14 protein-coding genes are annotated in these 13,314 nt (G+C 67.3%); 2 read left to right on the forward strand and 12 right to left on the reverse strand.

All coding sequences use genetic code 11. The features are described from left to right. Positions 1-5 precede the first annotated feature (5 nt). Entirely contained in the window at positions 6-875 is an 870-nt protein-coding gene (locus tag A3A5_RS0104535) for an ABC transporter permease (RefSeq protein WP_018309437.1), read from the forward strand. A 47-nt stretch (positions 876-922) separates the two neighbouring features. Here A3A5_RS0104535 and sugE read toward each other — a convergent pair whose 3' ends face one another. After that, positions 923-1,243 carry a quaternary ammonium compound efflux SMR transporter SugE gene (sugE, locus tag A3A5_RS0104540; protein WP_018309438.1) on the reverse strand — a complete coding sequence of 107 codons (321 nt, stop codon included), beginning with the start codon at positions 1,241-1,243 and terminating at the stop codon, positions 923-925. A gap of 56 nt (positions 1,244-1,299) precedes the next feature. Here sugE and A3A5_RS0104545 point away from each other — a divergent pair, with 56 nt between their 5' ends. Next, entirely contained in the window at positions 1,300-1,548 is a 249-nt protein-coding gene (locus A3A5_RS0104545; protein WP_018309439.1) for a hypothetical protein, read from the forward strand. A gap of 4 nt (positions 1,549-1,552) precedes the next feature. Here A3A5_RS0104545 and A3A5_RS0104550 read toward each other — a convergent pair whose 3' ends face one another. From A3A5_RS0104550 to truA, 11 genes are all read right to left on the reverse strand, one after another. After that, complete coding sequence (locus A3A5_RS0104550; RefSeq protein ID WP_026200448.1) at positions 1,553-2,758, reverse strand: O-succinylhomoserine sulfhydrylase; 1,206 nt, start codon at positions 2,756-2,758, stop codon at positions 1,553-1,555. A gap of 349 nt (positions 2,759-3,107) precedes the next feature. Continuing rightward, on the reverse strand, positions 3,108-4,637 hold the full coding sequence (gene purF, locus A3A5_RS0104555; protein ID WP_018309441.1) for an amidophosphoribosyltransferase: 1,530 nt from the start codon (positions 4,635-4,637) through the stop codon (positions 3,108-3,110). Between the two features lie 104 nt (positions 4,638-4,741). Beyond that, positions 4,742-5,239, reverse strand: a complete 498-nt coding sequence (locus A3A5_RS0104560; RefSeq protein WP_018309442.1) for a CvpA family protein — start codon at positions 5,237-5,239, stop codon at positions 4,742-4,744. A 41-nt stretch (positions 5,240-5,280) separates the two neighbouring features. Continuing rightward, complete coding sequence (locus A3A5_RS0104565; RefSeq protein WP_018309443.1) at positions 5,281-5,997, reverse strand: SPOR domain-containing protein; 717 nt, start codon at positions 5,995-5,997, stop codon at positions 5,281-5,283. Positions 5,998-6,105: 108 nt separating this feature from the next. Next, on the reverse strand, positions 6,106-7,416 hold the full coding sequence (gene folC, locus A3A5_RS0104570; protein ID WP_018309444.1) for a bifunctional tetrahydrofolate synthase/dihydrofolate synthase: 1,311 nt from the start codon (positions 7,414-7,416) through the stop codon (positions 6,106-6,108). A 157-nt stretch (positions 7,417-7,573) separates the two neighbouring features. Then, positions 7,574-8,446, reverse strand: coding sequence for an acetyl-CoA carboxylase, carboxyltransferase subunit beta (gene accD, locus A3A5_RS0104575; protein WP_018309445.1), 873 nt, complete (start codon positions 8,444-8,446; stop codon positions 7,574-7,576). A 180-nt stretch (positions 8,447-8,626) separates the two neighbouring features. Then, complete coding sequence (gene trpA, locus A3A5_RS0104580; RefSeq protein WP_018309446.1) at positions 8,627-9,424, reverse strand: tryptophan synthase subunit alpha; 798 nt, start codon at positions 9,422-9,424, stop codon at positions 8,627-8,629. Position 9,425: 1 nt separating this feature from the next. Further along, positions 9,426-10,352, reverse strand: a complete 927-nt coding sequence (locus A3A5_RS0104585; RefSeq protein ID WP_018309447.1) for a site-specific DNA-methyltransferase — start codon at positions 10,350-10,352, stop codon at positions 9,426-9,428. Beyond that, complete coding sequence (trpB, locus tag A3A5_RS0104590; protein ID WP_018309448.1) at positions 10,352-11,545, reverse strand: tryptophan synthase subunit beta; 1,194 nt, start codon at positions 11,543-11,545, stop codon at positions 10,352-10,354. Before trpB ends, A3A5_RS0104585 begins: the two co-directional genes overlap by 1 nt. A gap of 124 nt (positions 11,546-11,669) precedes the next feature. After that, entirely contained in the window at positions 11,670-12,413 is a 744-nt protein-coding gene (locus A3A5_RS0104595; protein ID WP_018309449.1) for a phosphoribosylanthranilate isomerase, read from the reverse strand. Further along, positions 12,400-13,218 carry a tRNA pseudouridine(38-40) synthase TruA gene (gene truA, locus A3A5_RS0104600; RefSeq protein WP_018309450.1) on the reverse strand — a complete coding sequence of 273 codons (819 nt, stop codon included), beginning with the start codon at positions 13,216-13,218 and terminating at the stop codon, positions 12,400-12,402. Before truA ends, A3A5_RS0104595 begins: the two co-directional genes overlap by 14 nt. Positions 13,219-13,314 lie beyond the last annotated feature (96 nt).

Consider the following 13,314-nt stretch of genomic DNA (forward strand, 5'->3'; position numbering starts at 1 on the left):
CTGACATGAGCGAACAGGATCCCCGCGCGGACACCACCGATACCTCCCCTGCCGTCGCCACCGGCAGCCGCGCCGCCACGGCATCGCGCCAGCGCTATCCGCAGCCGCTGCTGCCGCGCAACCTGCGCAACTGGATGATGGTCTGGTACCGCAACTACATGGTGTGGAAGAAGCTGGCCATCCCCTCGATGATCGGCAACCTCGCCGACCCCATGATCTACCTGTTCGGCCTCGGCCTCGGGCTGGGGCTGATGGTGGGCCAGGTCAACGGCGTGTCGTATATCGCCTTCCTGGCCGCCGGCACCACCGCGTCCAGCGTGATGATGTCGGCCAGCTTCGAGTCGATGTATTCGGCCTTCTCACGCATGCACGTGCAGCGCACCTGGGAAGCGATCATGCATGCCCCGCTGACGCTGGGCGACGTGGTGCTGGGCGAAATCGCCTGGGCCGCCAGCAAGGCGGTGCTGTCCGGGCTGGCCATCATGCTGGTGGCGGGCGCGCTCGGCTATGCGCAGATGCCCGGCGCGCTGCTGGCGCTGCCGGTGATCGTGCTGGCCGGCATTGCCTTTGCCGCGCTGGCGATGATCGTCACCGCACTGGCGCCCAGCTACGACTTCTTCATGTTCTACCAGACCCTGGTGATGACGCCGATGCTGCTGCTGTCCGGCGTGTTCTTCCCGCTGGAACAGTTGCCCGAAGGCGTGCAGGCAGCCACCAAGGTGCTGCCGCTGGCGCATGCAGTGGCGCTGATCCGGCCACTGATGCTGGGCCGTCCGTCGGAGGATGTCGGCCTGCACCTGGCGGTGCTGGGCGCCTATGCGGTGCTGGCGCTGGTGGTGTGCCTCGTGCTGCTGCGCCGGCGGTTGCTGCGCTAAGAAACCATTTCACAATGAAGAAGGGGCGCGAAGGCTGCTGCCGGGCCTCAGGCGCTGCCCACCAGCTTGAGCCCGGCAATTCCGCACACGATCAGGCCGATGCAGGCCAGCCGCGCCGCGGTGGCGGGCTCATTGAAGAGTATGATGCCGAGGATCGCGGTGCCGACCGCGCCAATGCCGGTCCAGACCGCATAGCCGGTCCCGACCGGAATATGCCGCAGCGCCAGCGCCAGCAGCACCACGCTGATGGCCATGCCGATCAGCGTGATGACGCTGGGCACCAGCCGCGTAAAACCTTCGGTGTACTTGAGCCCGATCGCCCACACCACCTCGAACAGCCCTGCCAGGGCCAGCAGTGTCCATGCCATATCGATTTCTCGGATTGCGTCGTAGCGTGCGCAACGATAGCGGAGATTCCGCCACCTTGCAGCGCACCGTCCTGGCGCTGGCGGCCGCATGCGCCGCGGCGTCACTGGCCGGTTGCATGGTGATGGCTGTGGGCAGTGCCGCGGTGTCGACGGTGGCCACCGTCGGATCAGCCGCCGTCAGCGTGGCGACGACCGCGGTCAGCACCACCTACGACGTCACGGCCGCAGGCGTGAAGGCCGTGGCCGGCAGCGACGAACCCGCGCCGCCGCCGCCGCCGCCACAACCAGCACAGCCTGCGCAGTAAGCCCTCAGTCGCCCAGGCCGCGCAGCAGGTCGGCCTTCAGGTCCTCGACCGACTCCAGCCCCACCGCCAGGCGGATCAGCCCTTCGCCCACGCCCGCGGCCGCCTTGGCCTCGGGGCTCACGCGCGCGTGCGTGGTGGTGTACGGGTGCGTGATGGTAGTGCGGGTGTCGCCCAGGTTGCCGGTGATCGAGCACAGCCGGGTGTGGTCGATCACGCGCCAGGCATTGGCCCGCTGCTGCTCGGGCGTGGCGCCCTTCAGTTCGAACGACACGATCGCGCCGCCGCCGCTTTGCTGGCGCATGGCGATCTCATGCTGCGGGTGCGACTTCAGCGCCGGGTGGAACACGCGCGCCACCGCCGGGTGCGATTCCAGGAACTGCGCCAGCGCCAGCGCGCTGGCCGAATGGCGCTCCATGCGGATCGCCAGCGTCTCCATGCCCTTGAGCAGCACCCAGGCGTTGAATGCCGACAGCGTCGGGCCGGCGGTGCGCACGAACGGGAACACCTTGCCCATGATGAAGTCGTGCGTGCCCAGCACCGCGCCGCCCAGCACGCGGCCCTGGCCGTCGATATGCTTGGTGGCCGAATGCACCACGATGTCGGCGCCGAACTTCATCGGCTGCTGCAGCGCCGGCGAACAGAAGCAGTTGTCGACCACCAGCAGCGCGCCGGCGTCGTGCGCGATGTCGGCCACGGCGGCAATGTCGGCCACTTCGGTCAGCGGGTTCGACGGCGTTTCCAGGAAGAACAGCTTGGTGTTCGGGCGCACCGCGGCACGCCACGCGTTCAGGTCGCTCGGGTCGACGAAGGTGGTCTCCACGCCGAACTTCGAGAAGATATTGCCGAACAGCGTCATGGTCGAGCCGAAGATCGCGCGCGAGCTGACCAGGTGGTCGCCCGCCTGCATCGAAGACAGCACCACCGACAGGATCGCGCTCATGCCCGAGGCGGTCGCCATACAGGCCTGCGCGCCTTCCAGCGCAGCCAGGCGCGACTGGAACATCGACACCGTCGGGTTGGTGAAGCGCGAGTAGGTGAAGCCCTCTTCCGAGTTGGCGAAGCGTTCGGCGGCCTCGGCCGCGCTGTTGAAGCAGAAGCTCGAGGTCAGGTATATGGCCTCGGAGTGCTCCATGAATTCGCTGCGCAGCGTGCCGGCGCGCACGCCAAGGGTGTCGATGCCGAGCGATTCGGGGTTGAGCGGTTCGTTCATGCTGGTGGCGCGGTCGTACCCGCGCGAATGCGATGGTTTCGACAAGCTGCGCACCGGTCCGGTGGAGCGGCGCGCGGCCATGAAAAAAGCCCGTGCGATCGGGTGGTCGGATCGACGGGCTTGCTGTTCTGCGAATGGCCTTCGGCTTCAGGCTGAGGCGGCAGGCTTCCGGGAACCCCAGTGCGGCAAACGCTCTGCGCATCGGAAATCGTTGCTGACCGCCATCTCTTTAGCTGTTTCGGGCTGTACCCGCGTCCGCAAGCTGACTATCAAATCGACGCCCGGCCATGTTACGGCCGGGCTTCGCGTTAGTCAACGCGCACGAACGGGCAGACTCGCGCGGCGCGGCTTACTCGTTGCCGCCGGAGCGCTGCAGGTGCAGTTGCGAGCGCTCGGTGTCACCATTGGTGCCGTCGCGGTCGGCCTGGCTGCGCGCCGTTTCCAGGCGCTCCAGATAGGCCTCGTCGATATCGCCGGTGATATAGCGGCCATCGAAGCACGAAGCATCGAAGTCCTTCAGCGCCGGGTTGATGTCGCGCACGGCCTGCTTCATCGCTTCCACGTCCTGGTACACCAGCTTGTCCGCGCCGATGATCTTCGCGATCTCCTCGTGCGTGCGGCCATGGGCCACCAGCTCGCTGCGCGTCGGCATGTCGATGCCGTACACGTTGGGGTACTTCACCGGCGGCGCGGCCGAGGCGAAGATCACCTTGTTGGCGCCGGCGTCGCGCGCCATCTGCACGATCTCGAACGAGGTGGTGCCGCGCACGATCGAGTCATCGACGATCAGCACGTTCTTGCCCTTGAACTCCACGCCCATGGCGTTGAGCTTCTGGCGCACCGACTTCTTGCGCACCGCCTGGCCGGGCATGATGAAGGTGCGGCCGACGTAGCGGTTCTTGAAGAAGCCTTCGCGGTAATTCACGCCCAGGCGGTTGGCCACCTGCATCGCGGCCGGACGGCTGGAATCGGGAATCGGCATGACCACGTCGATGTCGCCGGCCGACACTTCCTGGCGGATCTTCTCGGCCAGGTAGTCGCCCATGCGCAGGCGCGCGTCATAGACCGGCACGCCGTCGATGCACGAATCCGGGCGGGCCAGGTAGACGTACTCGAAAATGCACGGCGTCAGCACCGCGTTCTCGGCGCACAGCTTGGTGTAGAGCTTGCCGTCCAGGTCGATGAAGATGGCCTCGCCCGGCGCCACGTCGCGCTCGAGCTTGTAGCCGATGCCTTCCAGCGCCACGGACTCGGATGCCACCATCCATTCCTTGCCGGTCGGGGTCTCGACGCTGCCCAGGCACAGCGGGCGGATGCCAAACGGGTCGCGCACCGCCAGCATGCCGTAGCCGGCGATCTGCGCGGCGATGGCGTAAGAGCCGCGCACGCGGCGGTGCAGGCCGCTGACCGCCGTGAAGATGGTGTCCGGGTCCAGCGCCATGCCGTTGCTGGCGCGCTGCAGCTCATCGGCCAGCACGTTCAGCAGCACTTCGGTGTCCGAATGCGTGTTGATGTGGCGGCGGTCGCGGCGGAACATCTCCTCGCGCAGCTGTTCCCAGTTGGTCAGGTTGCCGTTATGCGCCAGGATCACGCCATAAGGCGCGTTCACGTAGAACGGCTGCGCTTCTTCCTCGCTGGATGCCGAGCCGGCGGTCGGATAGCGCACCTGGCCGATACCTGCGGCGCCGGGCAGGCTGCGCATATTGCGGGTGCGGAAGACATCGCGCACCAGGCCGTTGGCCTTGTGCATGTGGAAAGTACTGCCGTTGGCGGTGGCGATGCCGGCAGCATCCTGTCCGCGATGTTGCAACAACAGCAGGCTGTCGTAAATCAATTGGTTGACAGGCGTGGCTGAAACCACACCGACGATACCGCACATTGCCAAGCTCCCAGGAAAGGCTTTGAATCAGGGGGCGCAGCCTGGTCCGGAAATCCCCCGGACCCAAAGGCCTGCGTACTACCGACCGGGCACCATGCCCGGTTTCATGTCTTGACGTACTTCGCCAGCTCCGGCGGCAGCCATGGCTTCACGGATTCCATGGCCTGCATCACATAGGGGCGGCTCACCGCGTCGCGCCAGAACGGTTCTTCCGGCAATTTCGTCAGGCTGGCCAGCGTGACCATCACCATCACCAGCAGCACGCCGCGCAGCAGGCCGAACATCAGTCCCAGCCCGCGGTCGGCAGGCTTGAGCCCGGTGCTCTCCAGCAACTGCCCGACCACCATGCCGGCCAGCGAGGCGCCCAGCACGGTGCCGATCAGCAGCACCACGAAGCCCAGCGCATGGCGCGCCAGCTCGCCGCCAGGGATCGACTCAGGCATCCAGCCCGCGGCCACCGCGCCATAGCGGAACGCCACCCAGAACGCCACCACCCAGCCGATCAGCGCCAGTACCTCGCGCACCAGGCCGCGCAGCACGCCGAGCACGCCCGAGGCCAGCAGGATGAAGACCACGGCATAGTCGAAGAAAGTCGGCTGCATCGTTCTCTTGCGGCCGGGCACAGGCGCCGGCCGTGCTCGCCTTACTGTTCCACGACCTTCGAGGTCAGTCCCACCGCGCGCACGCGCTTGTCGGCGGCGTCGGCGGCATCACGGTCGCTGAAGGGGCCGGCACGCAGCAGGATGCGCTCGCCATCGGCCAGCACTTTCTTTTCGACATAGGCCGGGACCTTGCTTGCCTTGAGCTTGGCCAGCCAGCCCTTCGCGCGCTCTTCGGAGGAGAAGGCGCCGATCAGGATCATGTACTTGCCGCTGCCCTGCTTCGCTTCCGGCTTGGCCTCGGCGCGCTGTGCGGGCTTCTCGGCGGCGGCAGTGGCCGCAGGTTTCGGCGTGCTGACGATTTCCTCACCCGCGTCCAGCGCCGCGGCATCATTTCGCGCGGCCTGCGCCGCCGGCGCGGGCGGCAGGGGGTCGGCCTTGCGCGGCTCGACACGGGGCTTCTGCGCCCCCTGCCCGCCTGCGACCTTGACCGAGACGTCCTCTGAAACCGGCCGTGGCTTGGTCTCGAACACGATCGGCAGCACGATCACGGCGGCCACCATCAGCACCACGGCGCCGATCAGGCGGCGGCGCGCACGCTGCTTCTGCGGGAATTCGGGGTCGAGCGTGTCGTCGGCATACTCGTCGGCCAGGCGGCGCGACGAGGCAATGCCTGCACCCGTGTCGGTGCGCTGGCGCCGCGCACGCTCGGGTGCCGGGTCGTTGCCCTTGCGGGAAGAAAACAGCGAAAGCAGGCCCATAGATTGGTTCGGTGCGACGGCCCTGTGGGGCCGCTCGTTGCGTTTGCCGCTCATTGATCGGCCAAGGCCGCCGGGGTTGCCAGTTCAGCGGGCGCCGGGGCGCCTGCTTCAGTTAGCCTGCGTGGCACGATAGGCCATCACGCCGGCGACGGTATAGAACGATCCGAAGACCAGAATTCTATCATTCTCGGTGGCTCGCTCGATGGCATCGCGGAATGCCGCCTCGGGGCTGGAAAAGCAGGCCGCAGTGGCGTCCGGGCCGGGGCGGAATCCGCCGGCTTCCAGCTTCGACAGCAGGTCCGCGGCGCTGGCCGCGCGGTCGGTCGGCAGGTCGCACAGGCACCAGTGGTCGACCTTGTCGGCCACATGCTGCAGCACCCCGGCGATGTCCTTGTCCTGCATCGCGCCGAATACGGCATAGGTGTAGCGGAAGAACCCCATATTCTCCAGATTCTGCCCCAGCGTGGCCGCCGCATGCGGATTGTGCGCCACATCGAGGATCACCGCCGGACGGCCCGGCAGCACCTGGAAACGGCCCGGCAGTTCGACGAAGGCCAGCCCGTTGCGCACCTCCTGCGCGCTCACTGGCAGGCGCGGGCGCATTGCCTGCAGCGCAGCCAGCGCGGCCGCCGCATTGAGCAGCTGGTTGGCGCCGCGCAGCGCCGGATAGCCCAGGCCGTTGAGCTTGCGGCCGCCGCCGCTCCAGTCCCACTGCTGACGCTCCTGGCCCTTGGCCGCCTGGAAATGGTAATCGCGGCCGACCAGCCACAATTCGGCGCCGACCGCTTCGGCGTGCGCCACCAGCGACTTGGGCGGCACCGGGTCCCCGCAGATGGCCGGCACGCCTGGGCGGAAGATGCCGGCCTTCTCGAAGCCGATCTCGTCGCGCGTGTGACCCAGGTACTGGGTATGGTCGATGTCGACGCTGGTGATGATCGCGCAATCGGTATCGATCACGTTGACCGCGTCCAGGCGCCCGCCCAGGCCCACCTCGAGGATCATCGCGTCGAGCCCGGCCGCGGCGAAGGCATGGATGATCGCCAGCGTGGTGAACTCGAAATAGGTCAGGCTGATCGGGTCGGCAAAGCTGGTGCGGGCGCGCTCGACCGCCTCGAAATGCGGCAGCAACTGCGCATCGGTGGCGATCTCGCCATTGATGCGGGCGCGCTCGTTGAACGAGATCAGGTGCGGCGAGGTATGGCAGCCCACCTTGTAGCCGGCCTCCAGCAGGATGCGCTCGAGCATCGCGCAGGTAGAGCCCTTGCCGTTGGTGCCGCCCACCGTGAACACCACGGCGTCGATGCGCAGCCCGAGAGCCTCCTTCACGCGCGTGATGCGCGCCAGGCCCATGTCGATGCCCACGGGATGGGCGGTTTCGAGATGGGCAAGCCATTCGGGGAGCGTATGGAAGACGGGCATGTGGAGTGCGAGGAAAAGCTGTTGCTACCAGATTTGGCCAGCCAGCGGCAAAGTCAAGGCCAGGCTTGCGCCCGGCCCCGATATAGCGACCGGGGCAGCCAAGAAAAGCGAAAGGCGCGTCAACCACCCGCGCCCTTGATCTGCCATGCAGACGTTGTTATGCCACCGCGTCGGCCGGCTGCTTCTGCAGCAGCGCCAGCAGCTGCGCCAGTTCCGCGCGCATCTTGCGGCGGTCGACGATCATGTCGATGGCGCCCTTGGTCAGCAGGAATTCCGAACGCTGGAAGCCTTCCGGCAGCTTCTCGCGCACGGTCTGCTCGATCACGCGCGGGCCGGCAAAGCCGATCAGCGCCTTGGGCTCGGCGATCACCACGTCGCCCAGGAAGGCGAAGCTGGCCGACACGCCGCCCATGGTCGGGTCGGTCAGCACGCTGATGAACGGCAGCCTGGCGGCGCTCAGCTGGTTCAGCATCGAGGTGGTCTTGGCCATCTGCAGCAGCGACAGCAGGCTTTCCTGCATGCGCGCGCCGCCCGTGGCGGTAAAGCAGATGAACGGCACCTTCTGCTCCAGCGCAGCCTGCGCGCCGCGCACGAAGCGCTCACCCACCACCGAGCCCATCGAACCGCCCATGAACTCGAACTCGAAGCAGCTCGCCACCACCGGGATGGTGTGGATGGCGCCGCCCATCACCACCATGGCATCGGTCTCGCCGGTGTCGTCCATGGCGGCCTTGATGCGGTCCGGGTACTTCTTGGAATCCTTGAACTTGAGTGCGTCGACCGGCACGATCTCCTGGCCGATCTCATAGCGGCCTTCGGCGTCCAGCAGCCCGTCCAAGCGCGCCCGGGCGCCGATGCGCATATGGTGGTCGCACTTGGGGCAGACGTGCAGGTTGGCCTCGACGTCGGTCCGGTACAGGGTGGACTCGCACGACGGGCACTTGACCCACAGCCCCTCAGGGATGCCCTTGCGGGTGCTGGGGTCGGTCTGTTGAATCTTGGGGGGCAGGAGTTTATCCAACCAGCTCATGAAAGCTCCTTTCGGATGACTGCGGTCCGCCGGCAAGCCCGGTGTCGGGACGCCTGTTGGCAGATGGCAGGGAATCAACCCGCGAATTTACCATGCCGGCCCCCTGACCTCGAAGCGCAACGCGCGATTTGAGCGCATTGACGCACTTTTTAAGCGCCACCAGGCCGGCATTACATCACTTCAACTATCCAGCGCCTGGCGGATCCCGGCGATAAACGCCTGCAGCGTCGCCACTGCCTGTTCGCGCGGCGTGTCCTCGAGCAGCTGCACCAGGCGGCTGCCGATCACCACGGCATCGGCCACGCTGCCGATCGCGCGCGCGGTCTGTGCGTCGCGGATGCCGAAGCCCACGCCCACCGGCAGGTTGGCGTGCTGCTTGATCAGCGGCAGGCGCGCCGCCACGCTGTGCAGGTCAATCGCGGCCGAGCCGGTCACGCCCTTGAGCGACACGTAGTACAGGTAGCCGCTGGCCACGCGCGCCACGGCCTCGATGCGGGCATCGGTCGAGGTCGGCGCCAGCAGGAAGATCGGGTCCATGCCGTTGTCGCGCATCAGCGTGGCGAACGACTCGCACTCCTCGGGCGGATAGTCGACCACCAGCACGCCGTCCACGCCGGCTTCGCGCGCGGCAGTGGCAAAGGCCTGCTCGCCCATGCACTCGATCGGGTTGGCATAGCCCATCAGCACCACCGGGGTGTCGGCATTGGTCTGGCGGAACTCGCGCACCCACTGCAGCACCTGGGTCAGCGACACGCCTTGCGCCAGCGCGCGCTCGGAGGCGCGCTGGATCACCGGGCCGTCGGCCATCGGGTCCGAGAATGGCACGCCCAGTTCGATCACGTCGGCGCCGCCCGCCACCAGCGCATGCATCAGCGCCACGGTCAGGCCGGGCTCTGGATCGCCGGCGGTGATGAACGGAATCAGGCCCTTCTTCTGCTGCGCGGCCAGTGCCGCGAACGTCTTCTGGATACGGGACATATCAGGGAATCAGGTGAGGCCGCGGCGCCGGCGAGACATCGTCGTTGGCGGCGGCCAGGGTTGGGGTGGCGGCAGGCTCGGCCGCTGCATTCGTGACGGCAAGGGCCGCGGCGGCGGCAGACACGCGATCGCACGCCACCTGCACATACTCCGGATTGATCTCGAAGCCGGCAAAGCGCCGTCCGTGGCGCAGGCAGGCCACCGCGGTGGTGCCGCTGCCGGCGAACGGGTCCAGCACCAGGCCGCCCGGCGGACAGCTTGACAGCACCATGCGCTCGACGATCTCCAGCGGTTTCTGCGTCGGATGGTTGGCGCGCTCCGGGTCCTGGCGGTGGATGCGCGACACGCTCCACAGGTCCTTCGGGTTGTAGCCCACCTCCAGCCACTTCTTGCCTTCGAAACGCGGACGGCTGCGCGCCTTCTTGGTCTCGGGGTCGTAGGGAATGCGGACCGGGTCGAGATCAAAGTAGTAGTCGCGCGCGCGGGCAAAAAAGCCGATGTTGTCGTGCACCGACGAGAACTTGCGCGTGGTGCCGCCCATGCTGGGCACGCGGCGGTCCCAGATGATCTCGTTGATCATGGTCAGCCGCCGCTTGAGCATCACGAACAGCTCCGGCGAATACTGCCAGGTGCAGAACAGGTAGAGCGTGCCCCTGGGCGCGAGCTTGGGCACGACCGCGTTCATCCAGCGCTCGGACCAGTCGAGATACTCCTGGCCCGACAGCAGGTCGGAATCGTTGCCGTAGTCCTTGCCCAGCCCGTAGGGCGGATCGGCGACGATCAGGTCGACCGAGCCGTCCGGCAGGCGGGCAATGCCCTCGAACATGTCTTCCTGGAACAGGCGCAACTGGGCGGAATCGGGCGCGCCGGACGCATCCGGCGCGCCTGCGCCGCCCACGGAAAGTCCGGTCGGAGGCAGCGCGCGCATCAGAGCTTGAGCCCCGCGCGCTCGGCCACGGTGTGCATGTCCTTGTCGCCGCGGCCGGACAGGTTCACCAGCAGCAGCTTGTCCTTGGGCAGCGTCGGCGCCAGCTTGCAGGCATAGGCGATGGCGTGGCTCGATTCCAGCGCGGGGATGATGCCCTCGATGCGGCAGCAGTCGTGGAAGGCCTTGAGCGCTTCTTCATCCGTGATCGGCACGTACTGCGCGCGGCCACTGTCCTTGAGCCAGGCATGCTCGGGGCCCACGCCCGGGTAGTCCAGGCCGGCCGACACCGAATGCGTCTCGATGATCTGGCCGTTGGCGTCCTGCAGCAGGTAGGTGCGGTTGCCGTGCAGCACGCCCGGCGTGCCGCCGGTCAGCGAAGCCGCATGGCGGCCGGTGTCCAGGCCGTCGCCGGCGGCTTCCACGCCGATCAGCTGCACGTCCTGGTGCTCGATGTACGGGTAGAAGATGCCCATGGCGTTGGAGCCGCCACCCACGCAGGCGATCACGGCATCGGGCTGGCGGCCGGTCATTTCCGGCATCTGCACCTTGGCTTCCTCGCCGATCACGCACTGGAAGTCGCGCACCATCATCGGGTACGGGTGCGGGCCGGCCACGGTGCCGATGATGTAGAAGGTGTTCTCGACGTTGGTGACCCAGTCGCGCATGGCTTCATTGAGCGCGTCCTTGAGCGTGCGCGAGCCGCTTTCCACCGGCACCACGGTGGCGCCCAGCAGCTTCATGCGGTAGACGTTGGCGGCCTGGCGCTTGACGTCCTCGGCCCCCATGTAGACCACGCACTCCATGCCGAAGCGCGCGGCGATGGTGGCCGTGGCCACGCCATGCTGCCCTGCCCCGGTCTCGGCGATCACGCGCGGCTTGCCCATGCGCTTGGCCAGCAGCGCCTGGCCGATCACGTTGTTGATCTTGTGCGCGCCGGTATGGTTCAGGTCTTCGCGCTTGAAGTAGATCTGCGCGCCGCCGAGCGTCTCGCTCCAGCGCTGCGCGTGGTAGATCGGCGACGGGCGGCCGACAAAGTGCTTCAGTTCGCGGCGGTATTCGGCGTCGAACTCCGGATCCTTCTGGTAGCGCGCATAGGCCTCGCGCAGCTCATCGAGCGCGTGGACCAGTGTTTCGGACACGAAGGTGCCGCCATAGGGGCCGAAATGGCCACGGGAATCGGGCAAGTCGTACATGTCTAGACTCTTCGGAACAGCGGCCTTGCCTCATCCGGCAAGGGCGCATGGTTGACTGCGATGCGTGTGCGCGCATGCGGCAGGCCACGGGCGGCATGGGGAAAGACACGGGAGACGGCCCGGCTCATCCTGCCTCGGCACTGCGCACAGCACGCACGAACGCGGCGATGCGGGCGTGGTCCTTCACGCCCTTGGCGGCCTCTACCCCGCTGCTGACGTCCACAGCGTAGGGCCGCACGCGTTCAATCGCGCCAGCGACGTTTTGCGCGTTCAACCCACCACTCAAAACGATGCGAGGAGCGCCGCTTGCGTTCGGGTTGCCGGTAGCTAGTACCGGGGGAGTAGGCGGAAGCCATGCCGGGGGAATCAGGGTCCAGTCGAAGACGTGGCCGCCACCGCCGTAGCCTTCGACGAAGGCATCGAGCAGCAAGGCAGCGGCATCACGGTATTGATCGGCAAATTCTACCAAATCGAGGCCCTGGCGCACACGGGCGGCGCGCAGGAACGGCAGCCGGCAGCGTTGCGACGCCTGCGAGCAGAACTGCGGGGTCTCGTCGCCGTGCAGCTGCAGCAGCGTCAGCGGCACGCGCTCGGCCACATGGGCGATGTCTTCCAGGTCGGCATTGACGAACAGCCCGGTGATCGCCACAAATGGCCCGGCGGCCTCGGCCAGCGCCGCGGCGCGCGCCACGTCGACGTAGCGCGGGCTGTTCGGGTAGAACACCAGCCCGATGGCGTCGGCGCCGGCGTCCACGGCGGCGCGCACGTCGTCCTCGCGCGTCAGGCCGCAGATCTTGATGCGGGTGCGGGCCGGTATGTGCACTGTGCTGCCCGCCGTGCTACCTTCGGCGGCCTCAGGCTGCGTCATCGAACACTCCATGGAACAGGCTCGCGGACGGATCGGCCGCGGGGATCTGGTAAGGATCAGGATACTTGACGCCGACCAGGTAGAGGCCGTCCGGCATGAAGGTCGGCGCCGCCAGCTTGCGCTCGCGCCCGGCCAGCACCTGCGCCAGCCACTGCGCCGGGTAGCGTCCGCGCCCCACCGCCACCAGGCAGCCCATCAGGTTGCGCACCATGTGGTGCAGGAAGGCGCTGGCGCGAAAGCGCAGGAACACCCAGTTGCCGTCATCCTTGATGGTGACGTCGTACATGGTCTTGACCGGCGACTTGGCCTGGCATTCGGCGGCGCGGAAGGCAGAGAAATCATGCTCGCCGAGCAGGCACGCGGCGGCCTCGCGCATGGCGTCGACATCCATCCGCTGGCCCGGCGGCAGCATCTGATAGCCGGCGCGGCCGTGCACCAGCGGCACGCGGTGCGGCCCGGTGTAGAGCGCGTAGTAGTACATGCGCTCGAACGCCAGGAAACGGGCGTGGAAACCCTGGTCAACCGGCAGCGCCCATTGCAGCGCGATCGACGGCGGCAGGAACGCGTTGACGCCGCGCACCCAGGAAAATGGCTCGCGCTCAAGCACCGTGTCCAGGTGGATGACCTGGCCGAGCGCATGCACGCCGGTATCGGTGCGCCCCGCCACGGTGGTCAGCAGGCGCACCCCGGCAAAGCGCTCGATGGCGTTTTCCAGGTGATCCTGCACGGTATTGCGGTGCGGCTGCGACTGCCAGCCGGAAAAGGCGGCGCCGTCGTAGTGCAGGCCAAGAGCGATGCGATTCATATCAGGGGATCAGGCAAGGCGGCGGGTACGTCCAGGCGCAGTGGTTCACGCCCGGTCCGCCGAAAAAGCAAATGCGCCGGAAGGGACGCTTCCGGC

Origin of the sequence: Cupriavidus sp. UYPR2.512 (genome assembly GCF_000379565.1) — a bacterium.
GTDB lineage: Bacteria > Pseudomonadota > Gammaproteobacteria > Burkholderiales > Burkholderiaceae > Cupriavidus.

Coding starts and splice junctions, on each gene's coding strand:
- A3A5_RS0104535 (WP_018309437.1), top strand. CDS start 6: ATGAGCGAACAGGATCCCCGCGCGGACACCACCGATACCTCCCCTGCC.
- sugE (WP_018309438.1), bottom strand. CDS start 1,243: ATGGCATGGACACTGCTGGCCCTGGCAGGGCTGTTCGAGGTGGTGTGG.
- A3A5_RS0104550 (WP_026200448.1), bottom strand. CDS start 2,758: ATGAACGAACCGCTCAACCCCGAATCGCTCGGCATCGACACCCTTGGC.
- purF (WP_018309441.1), bottom strand. CDS start 4,637: ATGTGCGGTATCGTCGGTGTGGTTTCAGCCACGCCTGTCAACCAATTG.
- A3A5_RS0104560 (WP_018309442.1), bottom strand. CDS start 5,239: ATGCAGCCGACTTTCTTCGACTATGCCGTGGTCTTCATCCTGCTGGCC.
- A3A5_RS0104565 (WP_018309443.1), bottom strand. CDS start 5,997: ATGGGCCTGCTTTCGCTGTTTTCTTCCCGCAAGGGCAACGACCCGGCA.
- folC (WP_018309444.1), bottom strand. CDS start 7,416: ATGCCCGTCTTCCATACGCTCCCCGAATGGCTTGCCCATCTCGAAACC.
- accD (WP_018309445.1), bottom strand. CDS start 8,446: ATGAGCTGGTTGGATAAACTCCTGCCCCCCAAGATTCAACAGACCGAC.
- trpA (WP_018309446.1), bottom strand. CDS start 9,424: ATGTCCCGTATCCAGAAGACGTTCGCGGCACTGGCCGCGCAGCAGAAG.
- A3A5_RS0104585 (WP_018309447.1), bottom strand. CDS start 10,352: ATGCGCGCGCTGCCTCCGACCGGACTTTCCGTGGGCGGCGCAGGCGCG.
- trpB (WP_018309448.1), bottom strand. CDS start 11,545: ATGTACGACTTGCCCGATTCCCGTGGCCATTTCGGCCCCTATGGCGGC.
- A3A5_RS0104595 (WP_018309449.1), bottom strand. CDS start 12,413: ATGACGCAGCCTGAGGCCGCCGAAGGTAGCACGGCGGGCAGCACAGTG.
- truA (WP_018309450.1), bottom strand. CDS start 13,218: ATGAATCGCATCGCTCTTGGCCTGCACTACGACGGCGCCGCCTTTTCC.